Genomic DNA, 6,000 nt, shown 5'->3' with positions numbered 1-6,000 from the left:
GTACCTTATAAAAAGAATCAGCATAAAGCTTGTCAATACAAACTTTATGCTGAAATATAGTTTTTAAGGGACGACTATTTAAAAGATAAAAATAACGTCCTAAAAACAAAAATAGATTATTTTTACTTCATTTTTAATCTATTTTTGTATTAAAAATAGATTATTTTTACTTTGCAATATTCTCGTTTTCTATTCCAATACATGTCTTCTTAATAATATATAAATGAGCTTTTTATAAATAGTCTTTGTTAGGTCAAAAGAATGTATCCTTTTCGTATGTTTCTTTTGTTTCTTGCCATAAAAGGTTCTATATTGCTATATTATCCAATATTAGAATTGATTATCCAAAACTTTTGTTCTTTTGCAATACTCCTTAAACTCTTTCCTTGTCATAGCAATACCTTTGGACGCGTTACTGTCAAGTCCGTAGACAAAAGGAGTGGACAGCAAAGTGTATTTGCCTAATTTCAAGCAAATGCGGATTGGCTTGTCATAACCTTTATAGTTCTTGGCTTGCCCTTTTGCCTGCGCCTTTTCTTTTACCAGTGCTTCACTCATGTCCATCGCTTCCACTGAGAGTACCTGATAATATCCTTTTACCAAGTGGTTATCCACAGGCGCAAAGTATTTTATCTTTTGGAAATCAACACCAGACAGAATGGATTTATAGCCAGAGAAGAAGATTTGGCTTTGACCATTCAGCACCAGTTCCTTGGCGGTATTCACATGGCTATCTACTGATGCAATGTAGAATGTACCTTTATTAACTGGCTCATCCGAGTATTCCAACCCCTTTTGAGGTATGCTTTCTTCCAACAACCGTTCCCGTCCGTTGTCATCCTCAAGCCAATGGCGAATCTGTAGGCGCAAGGCTTGCTCCGAATTGTTGGCATTTATGATGATGCTTCCGTCCCCAGCATGCTGCTCTTGGTCGGGGCGCAAGGGGAATGCACCAATCCCAATCAAGCGGTTAGACTGCTGATAGTAATAGTCACCATTCTCTGCGTCAAGTGCCTCCAACGGTATGTGTCCAGGAAACAGCACATAACCAGCTATGATTTCTTTCTTTAAGTGTTCGTGGTCACGTCCTTCTTCCGTGTAGTATATGGCATCACGGTAACGATGCATCTGGTCAATGGCATCAGCTGGTGGCACATCATAACGGCTGTCATATCTGCAGCCGTTCTCATCCGTGTCGGCTATTCGGTATTTGGCATCAAACAGGTAGGTGAACTTCATATTACCTTCAGCTTGCTTGCTCAGTCTCAGCACAATGTCAGGACGCTGCACAGTCGTCATGGTGTTTGTTCCGCTTATGGCTGAAAGGGATTTGTCTTTATGCACCTCGGCATTGTAGCATACACTTGCCAATTCAATGCCGTCTTGGTTGATGAAACTCACCGAACCGCCATATACGAGTTGCGGAATAAAGTCGTTGCTAATGTCTCTGCCGTTCACCTTTGGCTTGGCATCCTTGCACAATTCCTTCATCACATCCTGCACAATGTTCTTCACTTTGATAAAGCACCATATCTCATATAGGTCGCAAATGTCCTTCACTTCCAGTTTGCGCAAGCCATCCTCTAATTCGTAGCCCTGTTGCAGTTCCACCCATTTCTCCATAATGGTTTTGTAACCTTGGGCTTGCTTCATAACGAGGTTATCTTGCGTAAACCCCTTGAACTGTCCTACACCACGGAAAAAAGCATTGTTCGAGAGTTGCATCAGCTCGTTCTCCATATCTTCAAGCGAAGTGTCTATGCGCTTCGGGTCGTCAAGGTGCATAGCGGTCATAATGTGTTCCTTCACCACAGCAAAGCGGTGTGTCATTTCCCGAATAGCATATTTCAAGAAACGATTTTCTATTGTGTCATGGCTCAGCGTCAGTTCCTCCGTGCGGTACAAATGGGCAGGATTGTCCTTATGCATCTGGTATTCGTTTTCCAGTTCTCTTGGAATATATGTCATGCGTTCCGCTCTCTCATACTTAGCTACGGAGCGCAAACGCTGTTTGGGACGGTCAACGATTTGGCGTGCAGCCTCCATAATGTCGGCATAGCACGACTTGAATATTTGCCACCATATCAGCGGATTGCTTTCACCTGTGCCTTGACGCATACTGAGATAAGTATCCTTCAGAAACGATGTACTCAGCATAGCATACTCATACTCTATGTCAGAGATAATTGTCTTCAAGTCTGAGCGGTAGTCAAGTTTATAGCTCAAAACCTCGGTCATGAACTTCAATTCCTTGGATTGTTCATCCCCTTTCACTTTGTAGGTGATGCAGAAGTCTGTCATACCCACTTGGTTGTGAAAGTTCAGCGACCCATACAGTTCATCGCCTGTGCTGATAATGGTGCTTTTGTCCTTACCATCGGTGCGCAGATGGTCGTTGATAGCAAGTGACAATTTTTCTAAGTTCTTGCCCTTACCACGCACAATAAGTGGATATTCTGTATTCTCGAAGAATACGGCTTCATAGCGGATGTCATTTCCTTCCTGTGCGTATCCGTTAAAAGAAAACTTAACATGCTGTGTTTCCGATGTGTAGCGGCACAACAACTTTGCGGCACTGTCAGTATTAATGGTGTCGATACAGAGATTGCGGATGGTCTCGGTTATTCTCCGCTCATGATTAGGACAAGAGAACCTTACAAGCAAGTCCTCGTTTGTCACTTCAAAGTTGAATACACTTGCCATACTTTTGTGAGCATGAATGTTTAGTTCCAGAAAGAAACAAAATGGTTACGCTTCAGTTGGCTGAGCATACTGTCTATCTTTTTGACGGAATGTAGCTTGTCTTGTTCTCCCAACTGATTTGTGATGATGTAGCGCAAGGCGGTAAGTATGTTCATTTCGCCATATTGCTTGGCTTCATCCACATTCACCTCTGCTTTGGCTATGCGTTCCTTGTCTGCTTCCGAATCGGTGATTTTCAGTTTCGTTTCATCGCCCTCTATGCGTGAGAGAATTTTCATCAGTGTAAAGTTGTCAAGTGCTGCTATGCGGTTGGTCTGTCCGAACTCATACGATGCTTGTAGATATATCAGCGCTTCATTGGCGGCACGATAGCCAAGCTTGAAAGGTGTGCCTTCAAGCAAGGCATTGATGCGCTTCAGATAGTCTATGGCAAATCTTGCATCATCGCCCAGATCGTCTATGATTTCCCTTGCTTCGATGTGACGGTCAACGAGCAGAGTGTTCAAGTCTGCATCATCGTTTTCCTCTAATGCCTTAACAATGGCTTTAAGGTCATCGTCTGTTGTGTCGGTAAGAAAACTGTCGTAGTTCACCTCGTTCATTTCTACTGACATGGCTCTGTCGAGCACCTTGCGTGAGAAAGAGAAAGTTGTCTCGTCCATGTTCACAGTACCTATTACAATGAGATTCTTGGGCAAGGTCAGACCTTTCGTTTCAAGATGGTCAACAACCTTTCCTAAGAAAGAATTTTTGTCGGCAGCCGTGAAGTTTGGGAACAACGTGTTTACCATCATTTTCGCCACTTCTTCTCCAAACGAGTTAAATGGCTTAATGATTGGGTCAGTCAAGTACTCTTCACCCTCAAAACTACGACTCTCAATGGCACTCAGAAACTCGGCAAAGTATTCCTCCACTGGAGCAAGGTTCATTTCATCGAGACACAAAAAGAACGGCACTTCGGGATGCTGCCATGCCTTAACGATAAACTCAATGAATGGAGTGAATACATAGTGCGGACTCGGAATGTTAGACAGATAACCGATTACGTCCATCGAGTTGTGCCAGTTCGGCTTCACTTGTATCAGTTCAAAATTGGCAGGCGAATGCAGCTTCCAACGGTCATTAGCAAAGTCATCGCCCGTATATCCATTAGCCCTTTGCAACTCCTCGGTAATTGTCGCTTGTGCCAACTTACGCACAATGCGGCTTTTGCCAGTACCGCTGATACCGGCAAGAAGCATAAAGGGCTTGGTGCGGAGGGCGGTGAGATATAAAATTGAATTGTTTATTGCCAAATCAGTTAAAAAATAATTGATTTGTGTATTAGGATTTTGAATGTCGCTTTTACCCTTTGATAATAGTCCCAATTTGTCACTTTTAAGAACTTTATAAAGTCGCATTCCCTTACTAAGTTCTTTAGACATACTTTTAGTAAGGCCTGCAGAACGTACAATCTCCGTAAGATTTTTGTCTTTTAGAGATTCTCCATATTTGATTGCAAATAGATAATATGAAAGAGAACGATACTCTTTGTTCATATCTTTTAAATATGATACCAATTCGTTAAAGCTGAAATTCTGCTCCATCTTGCTATATCTTTGTCTTATTATTTCCTTTTTCCTCACTAACCGCCTTAATCTCGTCAGTAAGTGTTCTATATTATTCTACCTTCTTTGGCAATTTGTTTGAAGTTTTTTCTATTTTCTTCTCGTTGCTTGCCACTCTGCGCTCCACTTTCTTGATGTCCTCAGCGGGAGGAAGGTTTTCGGGTTTTATGCCTCGTTGCCCCAGCATCTGCCTCACGCTGACATTGTTCTGAATGTGTTCGGCAGTAATGCTCTGTTCACCATAAAGGTCCTTCTGCTCCACATTGTAATTTGTCATTTCTGTTGCGAGGTTTTTTGCAGCAATGGTCAGCGTAGGAAGAAAGTCAGCCAACGGACGTGTTGACTTGATGCCGAGGCGAAGTTTCATGTCTTCGGTGGTATGTCCGCCAAACAAAGCCGTGTCACCTTTTGAACGTATACGACCAAATCCACGGTCATCAACACCACGCTCATAAATGTTGCGAGACAATTGTTTTTCTGAAGCACGTAGTCGATCGCGTGTTTCCAGACGTGACACTTGCTGCAAATGCTCAGCTATAAGTTCAGCCCGCCTTGTCTGTAATGCAAAATAACCTTGTGCAAATGCTATTTCTTCTTTCTTTGGATCACCATTCTGGGTTATGAGATAGCAGGCAAAGCGAGTAAGCATATAGTCCTTGACTTCACGCTTAGCACCTTTTGCCAAGCTTATCATTTTCGTGACCTCACGAAAATGATCATTCACATTGATATTCTGTGATTTACATGATTCGACTGCTCGGCCTATAGCTATAGTAAAATTCTCCCAACGTGCATAGCCAAGAACAGACTGAAGCTCGCGTGCAAACCATACTTCAACCTTTTCTTTGCCATTATCGCTCTCAATGTAATGCGTTATCTCATTGAAAGCGGATGTATGCTGATTTATTCTTTGAATGTCCATGTTATAATATTTCTTTTCCTCACTAACCGCCTTTATCTCGTCAGCAAGGACTTTCTGTAACTTCTCTTTCGATACTATCAACTGATAAATAGCAGATTGTGCGACCACGGCAAAAGTGCTACGGAGCGTAGCACTTTTTCATCATGCCCAACGTAACGCTCGTAAAATTTCTTTATGTTCCAAAGTTGGCGCGGTGAAACACCCATCTTTGGATAGCGTTCTTTCAGGTCTACAGACAGTCTTTTTACTACACTATCACCATATCCACTTTCAATCTTACGCTCATGAAGCATTTGACCAATCTCCCAATAGGCAGTAGAAACATAGCCATTGATATGTCGGGCTATCTCCGTCCGTGCGTGCTCAATTACTGCGACAGCATGTCGCAGTATCTCGGCATAATCGCTACTCCCTATTGAGAGTTTGTTGTCTTTATTGTCTGTTGTCATTTTATCAGTCTATATTGTCTTCCCTGAGAAGGTCAGTCACTTCTACCTCAAGCAGTTTGGCTATCTTCATAAGATTACCCAAATCTGGTTGGCAAGTATTGGTACACCATTTTGATATAGTTGTTTTGTCCTTTCCCAGTTGTTCACCAAGCCATTTGTTCGTTTTCTTTTTTTCAGCAAGAACAACTTTTAGCCTGTTTAATTCTTTATTTGCCATATTCAGATGCGAATTTGAATGTAAAGGTAATTATAATACTTCACATTTCCGCATAAACGCAGTAATATTTGCGCTTATTTTGCAACTTAGTGAAAAATACTC

At 42.1% G+C, this 6,000-nt stretch carries 5 protein-coding genes and 1 pseudogene; all 6 read right to left on the bottom strand.

Features of this window, described 5'->3' with window-relative positions:
* Positions 1–330: 330 nt before the first annotated feature.
* A complete protein-coding gene (locus AC1DCD_RS08420) occupies positions 331–2,703 on the bottom strand; it encodes a DUF2357 domain-containing protein (protein ID WP_464641082.1) in 2,373 nt (790 codons plus the stop codon).
* 20 nt (positions 2,704–2,723) lie between these two features.
* Positions 2,724–3,551: a hypothetical protein gene (locus AC1DCD_RS08415; protein ID WP_464641106.1), complete on the bottom strand. Its 828-nt coding sequence runs from the start codon at positions 3,549–3,551 to the stop codon at positions 2,724–2,726.
* Positions 3,552–4,136: 585 nt separating this feature from the next.
* A pseudogene (locus tag AC1DCD_RS08410) lies at positions 4,137–4,241 on the bottom strand (HTH-like domain-containing protein); the annotation flags it as partial.
* Positions 4,242–4,362: 121 nt separating this feature from the next.
* Positions 4,363–5,232: a DNA damage-inducible protein D gene (dinD, locus tag AC1DCD_RS08405; RefSeq protein WP_036885036.1), complete on the bottom strand. Its 870-nt coding sequence runs from the start codon at positions 5,230–5,232 to the stop codon at positions 4,363–4,365.
* Positions 5,233–5,309: 77 nt separating this feature from the next.
* Positions 5,310–5,681, bottom strand: coding sequence for a DUF1016 N-terminal domain-containing protein (locus AC1DCD_RS08400; protein WP_353586234.1), 372 nt, complete (start codon positions 5,679–5,681; stop codon positions 5,310–5,312).
* A gap of 4 nt (positions 5,682–5,685) precedes the next feature.
* Positions 5,686–5,898 carry a helix-turn-helix transcriptional regulator gene (locus tag AC1DCD_RS08395; RefSeq protein ID WP_019035566.1) on the bottom strand — a complete coding sequence of 71 codons (213 nt, stop codon included), beginning with the start codon at positions 5,896–5,898 and terminating at the stop codon, positions 5,686–5,688.
* Positions 5,899–6,000: the final 102 nt, after the last annotated feature.

The organism is Prevotella sp. C0209C1 (assembly GCF_056583855.1).
The sequence above is the reverse complement of the archived record's forward strand: the minus strand, read 5'-3'. Positions and strand labels throughout refer to the sequence as shown.

What these genes read in the sequence shown, in the direction of transcription:
- dinD (WP_036885036.1), bottom strand. Translation starts at nt 5,232, where the DNA reads ATGGACATTCAAAGAATAAATCAGCATACATCCGCTTTCAATGAGATA.
- AC1DCD_RS08420 (WP_464641082.1), bottom strand. Translation starts at nt 2,703, where the DNA reads ATGGCAAGTGTATTCAACTTTGAAGTGACAAACGAGGACTTGCTTGTA.
- AC1DCD_RS08400 (WP_353586234.1), bottom strand. Translation starts at nt 5,681, where the DNA reads ATGACAACAGACAATAAAGACAACAAACTCTCAATAGGGAGTAGCGAT.
- AC1DCD_RS08395 (WP_019035566.1), bottom strand. Translation starts at nt 5,898, where the DNA reads ATGGCAAATAAAGAATTAAACAGGCTAAAAGTTGTTCTTGCTGAAAAA.